This is a genomic window from Streptomyces sp. SM10 (assembly GCF_002910915.1).
In the GTDB taxonomy this organism is placed as follows: Bacteria; Actinomycetota; Actinomycetes; order Streptomycetales; family Streptomycetaceae; genus Streptomyces.
This window is the reverse complement of the sequence record NZ_NEUF01000149.1, coordinates 1-16,934: the sequence shown is the minus strand read 5'-3', so window position 1 is coordinate 16,934 and position 16,934 is coordinate 1. Positions and strand designations below refer to the sequence as shown.

The 16,934-nt window shown below is 69.0% G+C and carries 14 protein-coding genes; 8 read left to right on the top strand and 6 right to left on the bottom strand.

The window, feature by feature from the left end; translation table 11 throughout:
• From B9S57_RS23635 to B9S57_RS23625, 3 genes are all read left to right on the top strand, one after another.
• Positions 1 to 837: carboxyl transferase domain-containing protein (locus tag B9S57_RS23635; protein ID WP_308457405.1), on the top strand; the 837-nt coding region annotated here is incomplete at its 5' end.
• A gap of 192 nt (positions 838 to 1,029) precedes the next feature.
• Entirely contained in the window at positions 1,030 to 2,217 is a 1,188-nt protein-coding gene (locus B9S57_RS23630; RefSeq protein WP_103517611.1) for a 3-deoxy-7-phosphoheptulonate synthase, read from the top strand.
• A gap of 969 nt (positions 2,218 to 3,186) precedes the next feature.
• Positions 3,187 to 5,988 carry a LuxR family transcriptional regulator gene (locus B9S57_RS23625; RefSeq protein WP_146057799.1) on the top strand — a complete coding sequence of 934 codons (2,802 nt, stop codon included), beginning with the start codon at positions 3,187 to 3,189 and terminating at the stop codon, positions 5,986 to 5,988.
• Positions 5,989 to 6,026: 38 nt separating this feature from the next.
• Here B9S57_RS23625 and B9S57_RS23620 read toward each other — a convergent pair whose 3' ends face one another.
• The gene (locus B9S57_RS23620) at positions 6,027 to 6,686 is read right to left on the bottom strand and encodes a response regulator transcription factor (RefSeq protein WP_103517609.1); all 660 of its coding nucleotides are present in this window, start codon (positions 6,684 to 6,686) and stop codon (positions 6,027 to 6,029) included.
• Positions 6,638 to 8,458: a sensor histidine kinase gene (locus tag B9S57_RS23615; RefSeq protein WP_103517608.1), complete on the bottom strand. Its 1,821-nt coding sequence runs from the start codon at positions 8,456 to 8,458 to the stop codon at positions 6,638 to 6,640. The genes B9S57_RS23620 and B9S57_RS23615 overlap by 49 nt, the downstream gene beginning before the upstream one ends.
• A 251-nt stretch (positions 8,459 to 8,709) precedes the next feature.
• Here B9S57_RS23615 and B9S57_RS23610 point away from each other — a divergent pair, with 251 nt between their 5' ends.
• Entirely contained in the window at positions 8,710 to 9,417 is a 708-nt protein-coding gene (locus B9S57_RS23610) for a VC0807 family protein (RefSeq protein WP_103517607.1), read from the top strand.
• A 103-nt stretch (positions 9,418 to 9,520) separates the two neighbouring features.
• Here B9S57_RS23610 and B9S57_RS23605 read toward each other — a convergent pair whose 3' ends face one another.
• Both B9S57_RS23605 and B9S57_RS23600 read right to left on the bottom strand, forming a co-directional pair.
• Positions 9,521 to 9,955 carry a type II 3-dehydroquinate dehydratase gene (locus B9S57_RS23605; RefSeq protein WP_103517606.1) on the bottom strand — a complete coding sequence of 145 codons (435 nt, stop codon included), beginning with the start codon at positions 9,953 to 9,955 and terminating at the stop codon, positions 9,521 to 9,523.
• A complete protein-coding gene (locus B9S57_RS23600) occupies positions 9,952 to 11,019 on the bottom strand; it encodes a 3-dehydroquinate synthase (RefSeq protein WP_103517605.1) in 1,068 nt (355 codons plus the stop codon). The genes B9S57_RS23605 and B9S57_RS23600 overlap by 4 nt, the downstream gene beginning before the upstream one ends.
• Before the next feature lie 225 nt (positions 11,020 to 11,244).
• On the opposite strand from B9S57_RS23600, the gene B9S57_RS23595 reads away from it, so the two are divergent.
• Together B9S57_RS23595 and B9S57_RS23590 are read left to right on the top strand one after the other, a co-directional pair.
• Positions 11,245 to 11,922, top strand: a complete 678-nt coding sequence (locus B9S57_RS23595) for a 4'-phosphopantetheinyl transferase (protein WP_103517612.1) — start codon at positions 11,245 to 11,247, stop codon at positions 11,920 to 11,922.
• Between the two features lie 44 nt (positions 11,923 to 11,966).
• The gene (locus tag B9S57_RS23590; RefSeq protein WP_103517604.1) at positions 11,967 to 12,185 is read left to right on the top strand and encodes a DUF5988 family protein; all 219 of its coding nucleotides are present in this window, start codon (positions 11,967 to 11,969) and stop codon (positions 12,183 to 12,185) included.
• A 215-nt stretch (positions 12,186 to 12,400) separates the two neighbouring features.
• Here B9S57_RS23590 and B9S57_RS23585 read toward each other — a convergent pair whose 3' ends face one another.
• The gene (locus B9S57_RS23585; RefSeq protein ID WP_103517603.1) at positions 12,401 to 13,159 is read right to left on the bottom strand and encodes a thioesterase II family protein; all 759 of its coding nucleotides are present in this window, start codon (positions 13,157 to 13,159) and stop codon (positions 12,401 to 12,403) included.
• Between the two features lie 138 nt (positions 13,160 to 13,297).
• Between B9S57_RS23585 and B9S57_RS23580 the strand changes: the two genes are divergently transcribed.
• Together B9S57_RS23580 and B9S57_RS23575 are read left to right on the top strand one after the other, a co-directional pair.
• Complete coding sequence (locus tag B9S57_RS23580; RefSeq protein ID WP_103517602.1) at positions 13,298 to 14,137, top strand: shikimate dehydrogenase; 840 nt, start codon at positions 13,298 to 13,300, stop codon at positions 14,135 to 14,137.
• A gap of 268 nt (positions 14,138 to 14,405) precedes the next feature.
• Positions 14,406 to 15,446 carry an ATP-binding cassette domain-containing protein gene (locus B9S57_RS23575; RefSeq protein ID WP_103517601.1) on the top strand — a complete coding sequence of 347 codons (1,041 nt, stop codon included), beginning with the start codon at positions 14,406 to 14,408 and terminating at the stop codon, positions 15,444 to 15,446.
• 17 nt (positions 15,447 to 15,463) lie between these two features.
• Here B9S57_RS23575 and B9S57_RS23570 read toward each other — a convergent pair whose 3' ends face one another.
• Entirely contained in the window at positions 15,464 to 16,684 is a 1,221-nt protein-coding gene (locus B9S57_RS23570) for an IS110 family transposase (protein WP_103515515.1), read from the bottom strand.
• Between the last annotated feature and the right edge of the window lie 250 nt (positions 16,685 to 16,934).

Here is a 16,934-nt window from a genome sequence, read left to right as displayed (position 1 = left end):
GAGGTCCGCTACCTGATCGGGATGCTGCCCTCCAACAACCGGGAGAACCCGCCCGTCGTACCGAGCGACGACCCGGCCGACCGGCGCGGTGACGTCCTGCTGGACCTGGTCCCGGCCGACGGCAACCGTCCGTACGACATGCACAAGGTCATCGAGGAGCTCGTCGACGACGGCGACTTCCTCGAGGTCCACGAGCGCTGGGCCCGCAACATCGTGTGCGCCCTGGCCCGCCTCGACGGCCAGGTCGTCGGCATCGTGGCCAACCAGCCTCAGGCGCTGGCCGGTGTGCTGGACATCGAGGCGTCCGAGAAGGCCGCTCGTTTCGTCCAGATGTGTGACGCGTTCAACATTCCCCTCATCACTCTGCTGGACGTACCCGGCTTCCTGCCCGGCGTCGATCAGGAGCACGGTGGGATCATCCGGCACGGCGCGAAGCTGCTCTACGCGTACTGCAACGCCACCGTGCCGAGGATCTCGCTGATCCTGCGCAAGGCCTACGGAGGTGCCTACATCGTCATGGACAGCCAGTCGATCGGCGCCGACCTCACCTACGCGTGGCCCACCAACGAGATCGCGGTGATGGGCGCCGAGGGTGCCGCCAACGTCATCTTCCGCCGGCAGATCGCCGACGCCGAGGACCCCGAAGCCATGCGGGCCCGTATGGTCAAGGAGTACAAGGCCGAGCTGATGCACCCCTACTACGCGGCCGAGCGCGGCCTGGTCGACGACGTCATCGACCCCGCCGAGACGCGCGAGGTACTGATCGCCTCGCTCTCGATGCTCCGCAACAAACACGCCGACCTGCCGTCCCGCAAGCACGGCAACCCCCCGCAGTAGCGAAAGCCCGGGGCCGGGCCGCCGCGCGCACGTCCTCGAACGCCGGACGGACTGATCTGCAGGAGCGGCCGGTCGTCTCCGGCTCCGTCCCCTCGATCCCCGAACGGGAGCACGCCCGACGATGCGCATCGCCGGCGTTCGAGGACCCAACGGCCACCGTGCAGACCCCAGTGCCCAAGACCGCGAGGGACCATGACGAACGAGCCGTCCGAGCTCCTCGGACCCAGACCGGGCGCCACGCCGCCGATCCGGCCGCAGGAGGCGTGGACGACGCTCGCCGGTCAGGCCCCACTCGTGCTGCCGGACGAGGTCGACGACCTCGGCACGCTCATGGCCGCGGTCGCCCGTGGAGAGGCCTTCGTCCTCCAGGGCAGCACATGCGCGGAGCCGTTCAGCGAGCGGCGTACGGTCGGATTCGTCCGCACTCTGCTGCAGATGTCGGTGATCCTGACCCACGCCGCCAGAATGCCCGTGGTCAAGATCGCTCGACTGGCCGCGAGGCACGCCGGGCCCGGCGCCGCCGCATCACGCCGGGCCCACTCGGACGCGGCGGTGACGATGAACATGATCCGAGCGGTGAGCGGCGAGAACGGCATCGCCGACGTGCGCCAAGTACATCGCTGGAACCGTGACTTCGTGCGAGATGCCGCAGGGGGCAGCCGATTCGAGGCGCTCTCCGCAGAGATCGACCGCGGCCTTGGGTTCATGGCCGCCTGGGGGGTCGACGACCGTCCGCTGCGCACCACGAAGGTGTTCGCGAGTCACGAGCCGCTGCCCGACCACGGGATGCCGCACCTGCTCCGGGAGGGAGCCGGGGAGGAGCCGCAGCTGTGGGCCCTGTCGGCCCATCAGTTCCGGATCGGGGAGCAAGCCCGCCGGCCGGACGACGCGCACCTCGCCCAGGCCGAGTTGCTGGCCAACCCGGTATGCCTCACGATCGGGCCGACGACGGCACCCGAGGAGGCCGTGGAGTACGTGCGGAGACTCGATCCCCGCGTACAGCCGGGCAGGCTCACGCTGATCAGCCGGATGGGCAGCGACCGGGTCCGGGACGCACTCCCGCCGATCGTCGAGAAGGTGACGGCGTCCGGCCATCAGGTGGTGTGGAGCTGCGACCCGATGCATGGCTACCCCCACGAGCCGGCGGCCGGCAGCACCGCGTGCTCCTTCTCGCGGATCCTCGACGAGGTGCGGGGATACATCGATGTACATCGTGCACTGGGGACCCATCCGGGTGGGATACATTTCGAAACCACGGGCGCGCAGGATAGAACCGACACGGAACCGGGCGGCGGATCCGGGACGGAATGCGGTCCTCGGTTGAATGAACAACAATCTGTGGAGTTCGCCTTTCTTGTGGCGGAGATACTCCGTGGTTGATTCCTGGAACTGAAAGTTCCCGTCAGGCGTTCACGCTCGGCTTTCTCGCCTACTTTCATTGGCTCAACCAATGGTGTGCCTCCCGGCGAAGCGGGATCGGCGCCTGGTTGCCCGGCGGTGGGCGGGTGTGGAAGGGGCCTTCTCGCGGACGCAGGGGCTCGCCCCCCCGGCGCTTGACCCCCGGCCTGGCCCGCTCCCTGATCCACGCCTCCCGCCGCCCCTGGTCAGGACGCCCTGCTCCGGCCCCCTTACCCCGGACGTCAGGCCCCGGCTCCCGGCCCCGGTTCTCATCGGCGGCCGGTCGATATGCAGGCGCTGCGTGACGCAGGACCGCCGCTGCCCGGTCGATCGGCGGCACCGGGCCCGGGTGTCCGTCGCGTTCCGGCCGCGCAACTGGCCGGTGTCCGCGCGACCGGGTCGAGCGCATGGATAGCGCCATCAACGCAGGCCGGCGCATCATCCGCCGCCAGAAGTCGTCCATGCCCGATTCCCGGCGCCTGGCGTGGTCTGCGCCATGACGGTTGTCGCACCTCCGTACGGATCTTGCAACTGGTTGCACTCGCGCAGCGGCCGGGGGACCGGCGGATGCGGAGCCCGATCCCCTATGCCGCGCGGGTCATACCCCTATTCCCGACGGGGGTGGAATGAGGGGGCCCCGACGGCCCGGACGTGCACATTTGAGCCTAACTTGAGCTTCCTGGCTGCGATTTGACGGAACGCCAGGTGGGAGCCGCCGCCCTGTGGGGGTGTAAAGCGGAACCCGCGCAAAGGGACGTTGTGTGCTTTGGGTAGGGGTTTGCAGGGGGAGGGGGGTGGAGCTAGTGTTCCAATTGGAGAGGGATTCCAGCGACTGTTTTCAGTCTCTGGCCATGGCCGGTGTGGCCTCAAGTAGTGGCCGAACCGGACGGGGTGGTCGCGGAGTGAGGCGCGGTTTTGAGCCTTTTAGTGCAGCAGCTCCCGCTCCTAGAGATGTCACGAAAATGGTCACAATGGGGGATGATGGTGCCAGTGGCACTTGTTGAACGTGAGCATGACGTCCAACTGCTCAGGAATCTTCTGACCGCCACTTTCAAGGGGCATGGAAAGATAGGACTTGTCAGTGGGGCGGTGGCAAGTGGCAAGACCGAGCTGCTGCGGTCGTTCGCTGACCTGTGTTCCGATGAGGGAGCCCTGCTCCTGAACGCAACGGCGACGCGAACCGACCGGACCGTGGCCTTCGCCGTGCTGAGCCAGTTGCTCGACTGTCTGCAGGTGGATACGGAACCTGTCACGGAGCTCATGGTCTCCGCCGCCGCGTCGGAGGTCTCCCGCGCGGCGGCGGCGATGCTGCTCGATCTCTCCGAACAGGCACCGCTCGTCGTCGTCGTGGACGATGTGCACCACGCGGACGAGCCGTCCATGGACTGTCTCATGCGGCTGGTCAACCGACTGAGGTCGTCCCGCATCCTGCTCGTCCTCGCCGAATCGTCGGGTGACTGGTCGGTGCACCCCGCCTTCCGTATCGAGCTGGTCCGCCAGACACAGTTCCACCGGGTCCGGCTGGCGCCCCTGACGGCGGACGGCGTCAGCGAGATGTGCTCGCAGCACCTCGGCAAGGACGCGGCACGACACGCGCTCGAAGCCCACCGGATGACCGGCGGCAACCGACTCCTGGTACGCGCCCTCATGGAGGACCACGCCGAATCCGGGGAACTACCGGGCCGGGCGGGCTGCTCCTCGCTCGGCGAAAGCTTCCGGCAGGCCGTCCTGACCTGCCTGCGCCGCAGCGGTCCGGACGAACTCGAGGTCGCCAGGGGTTTGGCCGTACTCGACGCCACCGGCTCGACGCACCGGATCGCCGAGTTCCTCGGCCGTGGCCCGGAGGCGATCCGCCGGCCTCTGCAGTCGCTGCAGACGCTGGGGGTCATCCACGACGGCCGGTTCCGGCACCCGCTGACACATGCGGCTGTCTATGACGACCTCGCCCCGCGAATGCTGGCGGAACTGCACACGCGTGCCGCGCAGTTGCTGAGCGACTGCGGCGGCAGCGTCACCGATGTCGCGGACCACCTGGTGGCGGCGAAGCACGTGAGCGCGGACTGGGCCGTCGCGGTACTGCAACGGGCCGCGGAGGAGTCGCTGGCCGCCGACGACGAGGAACCGGCGATCCGGTACATCGAGTTCGCACTCTCCGTGTGCACCGGAGAGCGGCAGCGTGCCCTGCTGCGCATGCTGTACGTCCAGATCAAGTGGCGCAGCGACCCGGAAGGCGCCGTCCGCCACCTGACACCGCTCTTCGAGGCACAGCGCGAGGGCCACCTCGACGTGGAGCAGACGGCTTACCTGCTGCGCGTGCTCATGTGGCACGGGCGCGTCCAGGAGGCCACGGAACTCATCACGCACCTGTCCCACCTCCGACCCTCCGCGAACGAAGCGCCGAGCGCCGTACTGACGGGCGTGCGCAACCTGCTCAGACACGCCTACCCGCAGTTCATCCCGCAGGGATCCGCTGGAAGCGGCCACCTCTTCGACAACGCGACCACGCCGCCGGGCCGGCAGGCACAGGCCTCGGCCGTGCTCAGCTCGGTTCTCGGGGAGACCGCGGGTGGGGACGAGCGGTGCATCAGGGTGGCCGAACAGATTCTGCAGGGAAGCCAGTTGAGCGACGAGATGGTGGAATCCGTCTGCTGGGCCCTTCAGACGCTCATCTACGCGGAGCAGCCACTCCTGGCGGAGCGCTGGTGCGACGCGCTGCTCGCCGAAGCCGACACCCGAGGGGTGGTGACCTGGCAGGCCACCCTGTCCGGGCTGCGGGCGGAGATCGCCCTGCGGGAAGGCGATCTGGTGCAGGCCGAGCACTATGCGGTCAAGGCGCTGACGATGATCGGCGTGGGGGGCTGGGGTGTGGGGGTGGGAGCCACACTGGGCACCCTCCTGCAGGCCGTCACAGCCCGAGGTGACTTCGAGAGCGCCCGCAAGTACCTGCGGGAGGCGGTTCCCGCCGCCATGTTCCAGACCCGGTACGGGCTGATGTACCTGCGGGCCCGGGGGCACTACTACCTGGCCACCGACCGCCTCGAGGCCGCGCTCGCGGACTTCAGCTACTGCGGCGAGCTGATGACGCTGTGGCAGCTCGATTCGCCGACGTTCGTGCCGTGGCGAACCGATGCCGCCCAGGTCCTCCTCCGGCTCGGCGATCAGGAGCAGGCGCGCGCGCTCACCAAGGAGCAGATGGCGCAGATAGGTTCGCGTGCCTCGCGGACGTACGGTGCGTCCCTGCGCGTCCTGGCGGGTACGGCGAGTCACCGTGGCCGGCTGAGTCTTCTGAAGGAGTCCGTCGAGATCCTGCAGGCAAGCGGTGACCGCCTCACCCTCACGCAGGCGCTCTTCGACCTCAGCTGTGCACACGAGGGTATGGGGGAGTTCGGAAAGGCGCAGATGATCTCGCGCCGGGCGGGGCGGCTGGCCAAGGAGGGCGGGATGCAGCGCATACAGGATCCCGCGCTCGCCTGCCCGGAGGAGCCGATGATGCTGCACTCCGCGCAGGCCGATACCTGGTCCCGGCCGGTGGACGAGAACACGTCGGCCGCAGACGTGCTGACGCTCTCCGAGCGCCGGGTCGCGGCCCTCGCCTCGCTCGGCTACACGAACCGTGAGATCTCCAGCAAGCTGCACATCACGGTCAGCACGGTGGAGCAGCACCTCACCAAGGTCTTCCGGAAGTTGCGGGTCAAGCGCAGGACCGACCTGCCGGTCGAGCTCGAGTTCCATGTCGCCAGCCCGGCCTGCTGATCTCCGGTTCCACACGTCCCCGTTCACCCCCGCTTCCCCTACGCCCGTGAGCTGTTGAGGTACGCGATCACGGCCAGCACTCGCCTGTTGTCACTGGTGGACTGCACCAGGTCCAGCTTGGCGAAGATGCTGGCCGCGTGCTTGCTCACGGCGCTGTCGCTGAGTGACATGCGCTCCGAGATGGCCGCGTTCGACCTGCCCTCCGCCATGAGCGCCAGCACCTCCTTCTCACGCACCGTCAGCGCAGACAGCGGCTGTGCCTGTGCCGGCCCCATGGATTGGAACAACTGACTGACCACTTCAGGGTCCATGGCCGTGCCGCCGGAAGCAACGCGGCGCACCGAGTCGATGAACGTGTCGTCGTCGAAGACACGGTCCTTGAGGAGATAGCCGATCCCGCCCCGGCCGTCCGCCAGCAACTCCCGTGCGTACAACTGCTCCACGTGCTGGGAAAGAACCAGCACAGGGAGCCCGGGAACCGACCGGCGGGCGGTCAGCGCCGCCTGGAGCCCCTCGTCCGTGAACGTCGGCGGCAGCCGTACGTCGACCAGGGCAACGTCCGGCCGGTGCTGGAGAAGGGCGCTGAGCAGATCGGGGCCGGTCTCGACCACGGCGGCGAGTTCGAAGCCGTGGTCCTCCAGCAGATGGGTCAGTCCTTTCCTGAGGAGGTACTGGTCCTCGCCGAGGACAACACGCACGGGAGCTCCATCGTCAAAGTGGTCGGGCCGCCGGGAGGCGATGCCACGTCGAGCAGACCGTCAAAAGCGGCCAGTCGTCGCTGAATACCACGGATCCCGCTGCCGCGAGCAGCATCGGCGCCGCCGCATCCGTCGTCGGTCACCGTGATCCGCAGTGCCCCCGCCCGGTGGCGGAGGTCGATCAGGACGCGCTGGGCGCCGGAGTGCTTCGCGCTGTTGGTGAGCGCCTCGCTCACGGAGAAGTACGCACAGGAGGCCACCGGTACCTGAGCCCGCCCCTGGAGATCGGCGGTCACCTCCACCGTCAGCGGATGCGCGAGTGCGAGAGTCCGCACGGCGTCGACGAGCCCCCGCTCGGCCAGGACCGGCGGATGCACGCCGCGTACCAGACTGCGCAGCTCGCGGAGCGCGGCGGAGGAGTTCTCCCGCGCCTCGGCGGCCATCGCCCTGAGTTCGGGCTGTTCACTGCCGAGACGGTGCTCCATCGCGCGGAGACTCATTCCGATGGCGACGAGCCGGGTCTGGGCACCGTCGTGCAGATCGCGTTCGATCCTCAGCAGCTCCGCCGCCTGGACACCCGTCGCCTCGGCCCGTGTCGTGGTCAGCTGCTGCACGCGCCGGGTGAGTACGGACCGTTCGGTGGGCGCCAGCAGCAGGGCGCACCAGCGCGCCTGAGCCCGCAGCGTGTACGGGGCGCCCCACAGGACGGCCCCCGCCGCGAGCGCGGCAGCACCCAGGCCGGCCGGTCCGGACCACCACAGCCCGATGGCGGGGACCGCCGCCATCGGCCCGAGCAGCAGGGCCGCCGCCACGACCGGGTTCGTCAGGAGCCACAGGAGGTCGCGCCAGGTCGCGGGGTCGGTGAGAACCCACCGGCGGGCGGCCAGCCACATCGGCAGAAGGGGCCCGGGGTGCAGCGTACGGCCGTACGCATAATGTCCGTCGGCGCCCTGCACAGGGTCCGGAGGCCCCTGTCGGTACGGCTCCGCGATGTCCGCAAGGCCCCCGGTGCGCAACAGCTCCCGCCACAGGTTCACCAACTTGCGGCTCGTCAGGACCGCCTGTGCGAAGACGGGCACGATCCCGAAGACCAGCGAGAACACCGCCGCGATCAGCTGGAGCAGAGCGAGTACGATCCCGCACACCGCGAGGGCGCACAGCAGGCAGGCCGCTCCCACAGGCTGGACCCTCCGCCACATCCGTATCCACCACGGGGTTCCGCCGCCTGCCGCGGGTACGCCGCCACCGCCCAGGAGCAGTCTCGTCCAGTACCCGTGCAGCCGGACCGCCGACGGCCCCGCCGCCAGACCGGCCGACACCGAAGCCAGGCCGAGCCCCGCCGCAGCTGCCGGCCCGGGCCCTCCGTCCCACAAGGGTGAGAGGAGACCCGCCAGACCGGCTCCGATGAGGGCCGCGGGCAGCACGGCCACCGGCGCTCCGACGAACGGGTCCAGCAGCAGCCACAGCAGGTCACGGGCGGTCGCCGGGTCCTGGGCTATCTTCCGGGCGGCACGCTTGCGCCCGGCCGTACTGCCGGAGGCGTACAGGCGCCTGCCGTAGCGGTACAGCCCGCCTTCCCTGGCGCGGGCCTCCGAGAAATGTGGAGTGTACGGATCGGAGATCTCCACCTGCGACCAGGAAGCTGCGAGCCGGCGCCGTAGCTCGGGAAGCCGGCGCAGCCGCAGCACCGTCTTCACCGCGCCGGACAGGAGGGCCGCTGCCATCGGGACGACGAGCAGTACACCGGCCGCACCGAGCGCGGCCAACGCCACCCCACGGACCGGGGCAAGACAGAGAGCGCGTAGCCACGAAGTGCCCTGAGGCCCTGTTCCGCCGCTCATCGCACCTCCCGGCAGCTCGTGTGATCAACAGTCTGACATGTGCGCACGGCGGGGGGCAGGTGCAGTTTTCTGCACCCCGACTGTGCTCCCGACTGCATTCCGCGAGTCTCCGCCGGTGCGTAGCGTCATCGACGAACACACCGGCCGGACCGGAAGCAGAGCAGCAAGGAGAGGAGGCCGTCATGAAGCCGGCACCGCAGGTTCAGGAAGAGCCGGAACCGGAACCCGTCACGCTTCCGGATGCTGACGAGCAGCCGGAACGCAAGGGCCGCAGCCCACGGACCGTACTCATCGAGACGGCGGTCCTGGACGTCGCACTGCCGCTCCTGCTCTTCTACGGCCTCCGGCTGATGGGAGTGAACCAGTGGCTCGCGCTCGTACTCAGCAGCGCCCTTCCGCTGGTGCGGCTGGTCTACAGGGTGATCAAGGACCGGCGGGTCGAGAGGCCCACCCTGTTCTCCCTGAGCATCATGCTCAGCGCCACCCTGGTGTCGCTCCTGACGGGCGACCCCCGGCTCGTCCTGGCCAGGGAAAGCTATCTGACAGGGCTGGTCGGGCTCTGGATGCTCAGCACGCTGCTGGCCTCACGGCCCTTCATCTACCAGGCGACCATGCCACTGCTCCCGGCGGCCACCGCCGCGGCCTGGCGTAGGGACTGGAACGACGTGCCCGAGTTCCGGCGCGCCATGCGGGTACTGACCGTCGCCTGGGGAACGGCCTTCATGATCGACGCGGTGGCCCGTGTGGTCATGGCGTACACCCTTCCCGTCGACAGCGTCCCGCTCCTGGGCGCCGGTCTGCTCACGGTGCTGCTCATCGGGATCGTGCAGTTCAGCAAGGTGTACGCCAAGCGGCTTTCGGCCCGCCTCGGCCGGCCCGCCGAAGGCTGACCGCGGACCGCGGTCTCCCCCGTGCCCCCGTCCGGGCGGGCAGGAGAGGCACCGGCCCCTCCCCCCCCAGGGGGCCGCGAGCCCTCCCGCCCGGGCGGGTCACTCACTCCTGTGTCAGCGTCAGCAGGGCGCGTGCCGCCAGCTGGTAGCCGAGCGCGCCCATGCCGACGATGACCCCTCCGGCCAGCGGTGCGATGACCGACTCGTGCCGGAACTGCTCGCGCGCCCAGACATTGGAGAGATGTACCTCTATCCACGGCCTGGGGTAACTGGCCAGGGCGTCCCGCAGACTCCAGCCCGCGATCATCAGCGCGCCGGGGTTGACGATCGCTCCGACGGAGTCGTAGTTGTCCTGGATCGCATGGATCAGCTCGCCCTCGGACTCACGCTGGACCGAGACCACGTCCCAGCCCCGCGCCTTTACCTCCTGGGCGACGGAGCGCTCGATGTCGGCCAGGGTCGCCTTCCCGTAGACCTCCGGTTCGCGGCGTCCGAGGACGCCCAGGTTGGGACCGTTGAGAAGTAGCAGTGTGCTCATGACGCACCCTTCGTGCCGACTGCGGATGTGTGGTTGTCCAGCGGGGCGTACCCCATGGCGGCGAGCGTCTCGGCGACTGTGCGCTCCGGGACGTCGTGCACCAGCTCCGGCCCCCGCGGTCCGTCCAGGACGTACGACAGGCCCGTGGTGGCCTTCTTGTCCAGCCGCATCAGGGCGATGAGGCGGTCCGGCGCCAGTCCGGCCGGCAGTTCGGCGGGCAGCGAGTAGCTCTCCACGACCGTGCGGTGTTCCGAGACCCGCGCCTCGTCGATACGGCCCAGGGCTCCGGCCAGTCGTCCGGCGAACACGGTCCCGATGGCGACGCCCTCGCCGTGCCGGACGGCGTACCCGGTGGCCCGCTCCAGGGCATGACCCAGCGTGTGACCGTAGTTGAGGATGTGCCGCCTCCCCGTATCCCGCTCGTCGGCGGCTACGACGGACGCCTTCAGGGCCACACTCGCGGCGATCTGCTCGTGCGTGGACAGGCCGCGCAGGTCACCCGCTCCGATGAAGTGGCACCTGGCGATCTCACCGTAGCCGTTCAGCCACTCCCGGGGCGGCAGGGTTTCCAGGTAATCGGTGTCGCACAGCACGGCCTTCGGCTGCCAGTACGCCCCGACCAGGTTCTTCCCCTGCGGAAGGTTCACCGCGGTCTTCCCGCCGACACTCGCGTCCACCTGGGCCAGCAACGATGTCGGCAGATGGACCACCGGGACGCCGCGGTGGTAGAGCGCTGCCGCCAGGCCTACCGAATCGGTGGTCGTACCGCCTCCGATGGAGACCACCGCGTCCGTCCTGGTCAGCCCGAACTCGGCGAACCGGCGGCAGAGTTCCTCCACCGTCGCCAAGGTCTTGTCGTCCTCGCCGTCTCTCGCCTCCAGCACCAGCGCCGGCACGCCCGGATCCGGCACCCAGGCCCGGGGCCGCGCGGACACGATGACGACCCGCGCCGCGCCGAGCTCGGCCACCACCTCGGGCAGCGTGTGCCGTACGCCGGGACCGATCCGTACGGAGTACGACCGTGCGCCGAGCGGCACCTCGATCCGCCGGTATTCCTGGGGCATGTCCTCGCTCCTCGTAGTCCGTCCGCAGGCAAACCGCCACGGTCGCAGCATGAACCGCGCCCCCGCGCCCGTGGCTCAGGTTCGCATGAATGCAGGGGGCCCGGTATATAAATAGGGGTGAGAGATCGAACATAGGGGTGTCGTCGCCGACGGAGGGCAAATACGCTTCACGAAATCCTTACCTGTGGTCGTCGAACGGCCACCGGCCTGGAATGGGTGAAGGCGATGATTGAGCAGTTGCTCGCGGCGGAAGTAGCTTCGCACGAAGTGTTCGCGGACCCGCCGGGGGTCACCCTTCTTCCCGAGGAGGAGGTGCTGGTCCGTGATTCCGTGGAATCGCGGCGCCGCGAATTCACCACGGGACGTCATTGCGCCCGCACGGCGCTCGCGCGCCTCAAGTTCCCCTCGGACCGCCCCATCCTCTCGGGGAAGAAGGGGGAGCCCCTCTGGCCCGACCTGGTGCGGGGGAGTATCACCCACTGTCGCGGCTACCGGGCAGCGGCTGTCGCCCGGACCGCCGAGATAGCGTCGGTCGGCATCGACGCGGAGCCCCACCAGCAACTGCCGGACGGCGTCCTCGAGGCCGTGGCGCTTCCCGAGGAAGAGGTAAGGACGAAGGAACTCCTCCTCGGCTTTCCCGGTGTGCACTGGGACAGAATGCTTTTCAGTGCCAAGGAAAGCGTTTATAAGACTTGGTTTCCGCTCACTCAGCGGCCGCTTACGTTCGATGACGCCCTCATCGAGATCGACCCGGTGGGCGGAACGTTTTCCGCACGGATCCTTCCGCAGGGTGTCCGCGGTGTTCATAATGCCCCCAGGGGATTCACCGGCCGTTGGATGGTCGGGAATGGAATTGTGGCCACGGCAATCACTGTGCCTGCCGTGGGGGGATCCCTTGACTGAAACCCTGACCGAAACCTTGACAGCACCCGAGGAGTAAGTAGCCCATGAGCATCATCGAGCCCAACGTCATTCTCCGGGGTGGACCTTCCACCTATCTGTCCGAAGAGCAGCGCATCTGCTACGTCGCGCAGCTGGACGAGAAGCTCAAGCTGCCCCGGGGCAACCGGTACGAGCACTTCGAGCCCACTTCGGAGAGCGAGGTCCACGAAGGCGTCCCCCTGCGGGTCTTCACCTGGACCGGGGCGACGCAGTTCGCGGAGTAGGAACCGCGGTGGACCAGTGGTGGCGTCCTTCCTCGGGGCCGGGCCCACCACTTCGCCCCGGCCGAGGCCGCACACGGTGTGCAGGCGCTCGGCGAGCCGGGCACGTCCGCGGATCAGGTATTTCCTCGCCGTCGGCTCCGACGGCGAGGAAGACGTGCGCCCCGGCTTCGGGCCGCACGAACCGGGACGGGAATACGCCCGCCCCGGCCGCACCGTCAGGGCAGCAGCGACGCAATGGTCCGGGAGACCGAAGCGATGACCTGCGGCGCATGGTCGTTGAGGTAGAAGTGACCCCCGGAGTAGGTGTGCAGCTCGAACTCGCCCTCCGTGTGTTCGGCCCACGAGCCGACCTCATCCACGCTCGCCTTGGGGTCATCGGTGCCCGTGTGTGCGTGAACGGGGGCCGCCAGGCGCGGGCCGTCGGTGTAACGGTAGGTCTCCGCCGCCTTGTAGTCGCTGCGGATGGCGGGCAGCACCATGCGCATCAGCTCCTCGTCGCCGAACACCTGGGCCCCGGTGCCGTTGAGCGACCGCAGCTCCTCGATCATCCCGTCGTCGTCACGGAGATGAACGGACTCGTCCCGGTGCCGGCAGGGCGCCCGCCGTCCGGACGCGAACAGCACGAGCGGCATCACACCCTTCTGCTCCAGCCGCACCGCCACCTCGAACCCGAGTGTGGCTCCCATGCTGTGCCCGAACAACGCCAGCGGCCGGTCCGCCCACGGGAGCACCTGGTCGACAACCGCTTCGGCCAGGTCCGGCAGACTCTCGACGCACGGCTCCGTGCGCCGGTCCTGCCTCCCCGGGTACTGCACGGAGAGCACATCGACCTCAGGCGAGAGCGCCTTGGACACAGGGAAGTAGAACGGCGCGGACCCCCCGGCATGCGGGAGGCACACGAGCCTGGCCCTGGCGTTCTCGGAGGGGTGGAACCGCCGGATCCACAGGCTGGGGTCGGTGAGATGCGCGGTCACCTGACATCCTTTCGCGTCACGGGCCGGAGCGAGATCCCGCCCGGTCGAATGCCCCCATCACCCTTCCCGCCGCCGGCGATCGCGCACAACCCCTAACCTCCCGGCTAGGGGTGGACCGCTCCTCACAGAAGGCAAGAAATGGAACCCGAAGCTCCCTATGTCTCCGCGCCGACGCAGATCTCAGGACGCACGCGCCTCTACGCCGTCCTCGGGGACCCTGTCGAGCAGGTCCGGGCACCGTCGCTCCTGAACCCTCTCTTCGCCCGCCTCGGCATCGACGCGGTGCTGATTCCCGTGCACGTGGAACCGGACGGCTTCGCCGAAGTCTTCCGCGGGCTCACACGGATGAAGAACCTGGACGGCATCCTCGTCACCATCCCGCACAAGGCCGCGGCCCTGCGCCTCGCGGACGAGGTGAGCCCGGCAGCGGCCGCCGCCGGAGCAGTCAACGCGCTGCGCCGCGAGCCGGACGGTCGCTGGAGGGGAGAGAACTTCGACGGCGTCGGGTTCGTCCGCGGACTGACCGAGGCCGGCCATCGCCCCGAGGGCAAGCGGATCGTCCTGATGGGCGCCGGTGGTGCGGGCAGCGCGATAGCGGCGGCTCTGCTGGCAGCGGGCTCCGCACAACTGACGCTCTGCGATCCGGACACGGCCAGGCTCGGCGCCCTCGTCGCACGCCTGGACGAACACTGGCCCGGTCGCGCCAGGGGCGAGGCGGCTCCCGCATTCGAGCTCGCGGACATCGTGGTCAACGCAACCCCGCTGGGCATGAGAGCCGACGATCCGCAGCCGCTTCCCCTGCGGGCCCTGGCCCCGTTGTGTGTCGTCGCAGACGTGATCATGAAGCCGAGGGACACGGCCCTGCTGAAGGCGGCTACCGCGCTGGGCCATCCCATCCTGCACGGTGCCCACATGCTCGACCACCAAATCGACCTCTACCGAGGCTTCTTCCGGCTCGACGATCCGACGGGGCCGTGAACCCCCGCAGCGGTGGCCGGACACGGTCTGGCCACGCCGGCCCTGGACGACAGCGTCCGGCTCCTGCCCGAGCAGATCCCCTCACGCCTCCGCCCCACACCTGCGGGTGAAACGCAGAGGAGGAGACCGGACCGCGAAGAGCGTCAGCGGGAGGCCGCGCACCGTTGTCGGACCGTGGTCACGTCCCTGGCCTGGAGGGCTGCCCGCCGCCCGCCGCCTGTCGGAATCGTGTCGGATGTATGTCGGAGCCGGTTGATCTCATGGCGACATGACGCAACTCGACAAGAGCCCCGAGGCCGGCCCGCCCGCCATCCGGGTGCGGGGACTGGTCAAGCACTACGGCGAGACCAAAGCGCTGGACGGCGTCGATCTCGATGTCCCCGAAGGCACCGTCCTCGGAGTACTGGGACCCAACGGTGCCGGCAAGACGACATTGGTCCGCTGTCTGTCCACTCTTGAGCGGCCCGACGCGGGCACCGCGCTGGTCGCAGGGCGCGACGTGGTGAACGACCCCAGCGGGCTGCGCCGCATCATCGGCCTCACCGGACAGTACGCCTCGGTCGACGAGAAGCTCTCCGGCTGGGAGAACCTCTACATGATCGGGCGGTTGCTGGACCTCTCCCGCAAGGACGCCCGGCGCCGCTCCGACGAACTGCTGGAGCGGTTCTCCCTGACAGAAGCCGCCAAGCGGCCCGCTATGCAGTACTCCGGCGGCATGCGGCGTCGGCTGGACCTCGCGGCGTCCATGATCGGACAGCCGGCAGTCCTCTACCTGGACGAGCCGACCACAGGCCTCGACCCCCGCACACGCAACGAAGTATGGGCGGAGGTCAAGCGGATGGTGGGCGAGGGCGTCACCGTCCTGCTCACCACCCAGTACATGGAGGAGGCCGAGCAACTCGCGAGCGAGCTGGCGGTCATCGACCGTGGCAAGGTCGTCGCCACCGGCGGGGTCGACGAGTTGAAGGCCAAGGTCGGTGGCAGAACGCTCAAGATCCGGCCGTCCGAACCGGCGCAGCTCTCCGCCATGCAGCGGGCGGTCTCCGATTCCGGACTCGACACGATCGCCGCCGCGCACACCGCTCCGGAGGAAGGCCTGCTGTACGTTCCCATCCTCCACGACGAGCACTTGACGGAGGTGATCACCCTGTTGGGCGCACGCGGCTTCGGTATCGCGCACATCGGCACCCACCTGCCGAGCCTGGACGAGGTGTTCCTGGCGATCACCGGACAGAAGTGCACCGCCGCCCTCTCCGACGAGCCCGTCGGCCGGGCGTCCGACACCGTTCCCGAGGAGGTCGCGGCATGAGTTTCCTGAGTCAACCTCTATGCCGCCAAGGCAGTGTCGGTGGTCGTGTTGATCTTGCCGTTGGCCTGGTGGATGGCGGGGTCGTAGCAGGTGCCGTCGCGCCAGCAGGCCCACATCACGCGAAGCCAGGCGCGGGCCAGGATGCGGATGGCGTGGGGGTGTCGTTTCTGGCGGGCTCGGGCGTCGTTGTAGATTTTCGCGGCCCAGTCGCTGCCGTGCCGGCTGTTGTCGGCGAAGGCGGTCAGGGCGACGCGGGCTCTGCGGTTGGTCGCGAAGCGGAAGGCGACGGTGCGGGACTTGCCCGACGCTCGGGTCACGGGGACGACCCCGGCCTCGGCGATGAGCTGCTCGCTGGTGCGGGCGCGTTCCAGGAGCGGGCCGATCTCACCGATGATCTGGCCGAGGCTGACCCTGCCGATGCGCGGCATCGTCGCGAACAGCGGCGCGTAGGTGTGGGTTTCGACCGCCTCGGCGATGGTCTTGTCCAGCGTGCGGATGGTCGTGCGGATGCCCTTCACCAGCTGGACCTGGACCTGGACCAGCTGCTCGACGACTGCCTCGCTGAGGCGGGAGGCCGCCTTCGGGGCCGTCCGCAGGCGTTCGATCAGGACACCTCCGGGCTTCCTGCCGGAGTAGCCGTGGCGCTTGCACCAGGCTTCGAGGCGTCCGGCGGTAAGCCTCGCGGCGGAGGCCGGGGTGGGGTAGCGCTCCAGGAAGGCCATGGCGATGTCGCTGTCGAGGTTGGCGAACACGGCCTTGCCTCCGGGCCAGTGCATGTCCAGCAGCGCGGCAAGCTGGTTGACCGCCGCGATGCGGGCCTCGACGTGGTCGGCGCGGGTCCGGGTGAGGGCCTGCAGATCGAGGGTGGCCTGCTCGGTGGGCTCCAGCCGGGGCAGCAAGTGGCCGTCGGTGCGCAGGTAGTCGGCGAGTTTCATGCTGTCGCCCGCGTCGGTCTTGGCCTTGCTGGCGCCCCAGCGCGGGCGCATGGCGTGGAAGGCGTTGGGATGCACGGGCACCACCGGGTGGCCGGCAACCAGCAGCCGGTCCACGGCCAGGCCGCGGCTGGTCTCGATCATCACGGGCAGATCCGCCGGGGCTCCGTGCTTCCCCAGCCGGGCCAGGGTCCTGGCGAATCCCTCTTCGGTGTGGGCGAACTCCCACCGGTCCACGCGTTTTCCGGCGTCGTCCATGACGGTGACGTCATGGGTCTCGGTCGCCCAGTCCCATCCGATGAACACGAAAGAAGTACTCCTGTGACGTCGACGGAGCACCTGCCCGGTGGTGGTGAGGTCGTCTGCCGGGAGCTCATTAATCGGCCCTCTGCGGGGCGTGTCCCTGAAGCCGATCAGACGGCCTCGGCCCGGCGGGGCTGGCGGAACTCATGCTGGCCGTCGAACGGCTCGCACTACTGGCCATGCACCCACCGGGACCGAGAGGTCACAACCCTACCGAAGAGGGCTGCAGAAGGGATGGTCCTCTAATGAGCAC

Bases quoted from the DNA above. Each gene is read 5' to 3' on its own strand.
- B9S57_RS23630 (WP_103517611.1), top strand. From the start codon at position 1,030: ATGACGAACGAGCCGTCCGAGCTCCTCGGACCCAGACCGGGCGCCACG.
- B9S57_RS23625 (WP_146057799.1), top strand. From the start codon at position 3,187: ATGTCACGAAAATGGTCACAATGGGGGATGATGGTGCCAGTGGCACTT.
- B9S57_RS23610 (WP_103517607.1), top strand. From the start codon at position 8,710: ATGAAGCCGGCACCGCAGGTTCAGGAAGAGCCGGAACCGGAACCCGTC.
- B9S57_RS23605 (WP_103517606.1), bottom strand. From the start codon at position 9,955: ATGAGCACACTGCTACTTCTCAACGGTCCCAACCTGGGCGTCCTCGGA.
- B9S57_RS23600 (WP_103517605.1), bottom strand. From the start codon at position 11,019: ATGCCCCAGGAATACCGGCGGATCGAGGTGCCGCTCGGCGCACGGTCG.
- B9S57_RS23595 (WP_103517612.1), top strand. From the start codon at position 11,245: ATGATTGAGCAGTTGCTCGCGGCGGAAGTAGCTTCGCACGAAGTGTTC.
- B9S57_RS23590 (WP_103517604.1), top strand. From the start codon at position 11,967: ATGAGCATCATCGAGCCCAACGTCATTCTCCGGGGTGGACCTTCCACC.
- B9S57_RS23580 (WP_103517602.1), top strand. From the start codon at position 13,298: ATGGAACCCGAAGCTCCCTATGTCTCCGCGCCGACGCAGATCTCAGGA.
- B9S57_RS23575 (WP_103517601.1), top strand. From the start codon at position 14,406: ATGACGCAACTCGACAAGAGCCCCGAGGCCGGCCCGCCCGCCATCCGG.